Annotated in this window: 3 protein-coding genes; all 3 read right to left on the reverse strand. The window is 67.2% G+C overall.

What is annotated here, in order from left to right:
• Nucleotides 1-137: 137 nt before the first annotated feature.
• On the reverse strand, nucleotides 138-260 hold the full coding sequence (locus VFE05_22560; GenBank protein HET6232876.1) for a hypothetical protein: 123 nt from the start codon (nucleotides 258-260) through the stop codon (nucleotides 138-140).
• A 339-nt stretch (nucleotides 261-599) separates the two neighbouring features.
• Entirely contained in the window at nucleotides 600-1,208 is a 609-nt protein-coding gene (locus tag VFE05_22565) for a ferric reductase-like transmembrane domain-containing protein (GenBank protein HET6232877.1), read from the reverse strand.
• A 42-nt stretch (nucleotides 1,209-1,250) separates the two neighbouring features.
• Nucleotides 1,251-1,661, reverse strand: coding sequence for a hypothetical protein (locus tag VFE05_22570; GenBank protein HET6232878.1), 411 nt, complete (start codon nucleotides 1,659-1,661; stop codon nucleotides 1,251-1,253).
• Nucleotides 1,662-1,839 lie beyond the last annotated feature (178 nt).

Here is a 1,839-nt window from a genome sequence, read left to right on the forward strand (position 1 = left end):
GCGGGAGCGGTCGCCGCGAGCGAAGCCGTGCTGGAGCCGAACAGGCCGAAGAACCAATCGAACACGTGGAACCTCCGAGGTGAGGAGAGGGGGGAGCCGAAGGGGTACCGCGTACTATCCGACGACGCGCCGCGTGCTTACCAGCTGCCGCCTGCGCCACCGCCGCCGAAGCTCCCGCCGCCGAAGCCGCCGAAGGTGGTCGTGGTGGGCGCGGGGTCGGGTGCGGGGGCCTTGAACAGGCCGACGATCCAGTCGATCACGTGGGTGCTCCGGGAATGGGGACCGCGCGTTCGTGCAGGCCGGGGAAGGGGCCCGAGAGGCGCGGCCAAGGTGGTTGGTGTGGATGGAACGTACAAACGCAAACATACGATGTCAATACGTTATCAGACACAAATAAACGCATGAGGTCGTCGGAATCTGCTTCCCGTTGAACGACCCGAAGGTTGCGCGGAGAATGGCAAACGCAGGCTGGACCGCGGCCGGACGGGCGGCGCGCGGTCGAACGATGGGGTGTGCGGGAGATGTCGGGCGGGGGAGGTCTGCCGTCGTAGCGCGGATCGTCGCAGGGAGGACGACGGGTTCGCTCCGAAGGCGCTACGTCAGTCGGGGAGGGCGGTTCGGGCGGAGCGGAGGCGGGCGAGGGCGCGGCCCTTGGGATGGCGGCGGGAGTGGACGACGCGCCACGTGACGGCGCCGATGACGATGAGGATGCAGAGCTCCACGAACACCTTCTCCGCATCGATCCAATCCACCGGCCGGTCCTTGAGCAGCGGGTCGGTGAAGAGGCCGTGGACGAAGAACAGCGCCGCGGCGGCGTAGGCGGTGTAGTGCAGGCGCTTCCACGTCTTCCGCCCCAGCCGGAGGCGGAAGTACGACGTGACGGCGACGACGATCAGGCAGTACAGCGCCAGCGCTCCCAGGGTGTTCACCCACGGTTGCGTGGGCGAATTCACCGGATAGACGATGTCCACGAAGCGGAACTTCGCAGTGGACGAGAGCAGGATGAGCAGCGGGTGGGCGACGGCGACCGCCAGGGCGGTGTAGCCCGTCCAGTTGTGGATCTTGAACGTGTTGATCTTCCGGTGCGGCCACTGCCGCACCGGGTTGTACTTCACCGACATCAGCAGGCCCAGCAGGATGTTGAGCGTGAGCAGCCCCAGCGCCGTGAGCCCCACCACGCCCGAAAGGTCGATCGGGTCCAGGTCCATTCGTCTCCCTCCTCTCCGCCGGCGTCTATCGGTCCGCCGCGGTCAGCGCGGGTGCGCGGCGTGGGCGGAATCCGCCGGGGTGGAGACGGTGTGGACCACGATGGCGCCGTCGTGCGACTGCTTGCCATAGCGGAAGTACGCCTGCCCCGCATCCAGGAACTCCACCGAGGCCAGCCCCAGCGAAGGAACCGACTTCAGCTCGTCCAGGCCGCCGAGCTGGCCGCTGTCCAGGAACACCAGCACGTCCGACGGGCCGGCGTTGCCCAGGCGCGAGAGCCAGAAGCCGCGCTTGGACTGGATCAGCTCGTACACGCTGTTGGTGCGCGCCTCGGCGATCTCCTGTGTGGAGATGCGGTTGCGGGACGGGCGCGGCGCCTTGGCCTGCGCGTGTGCACCGGTGTGGAAGGCGAGCGCGAGCGCCGCCGTGACGAGGGCGGCGGAAAGCTTCTTCATGGGGATGAACCGGTAGCCGGAGGATGGAAAACATGCGATTGGAGCGTGCGAAGCTACACGCCCTTTCCGGGCGGCGCAACGCGATAAGGGACGCCCGCATCTGCCGGGAAGACTAGAAGTCTGTTGAAAATCGGGTGCTCAGAATCCGAGAACTGTGCTCACAGGCGATCTCGGGTCG

It is taken from the genome of Longimicrobiaceae bacterium (genome assembly GCA_035696245.1).
Taxonomy (GTDB): domain Bacteria; phylum Gemmatimonadota; class Gemmatimonadetes; order Longimicrobiales; family Longimicrobiaceae; genus DASRQW01.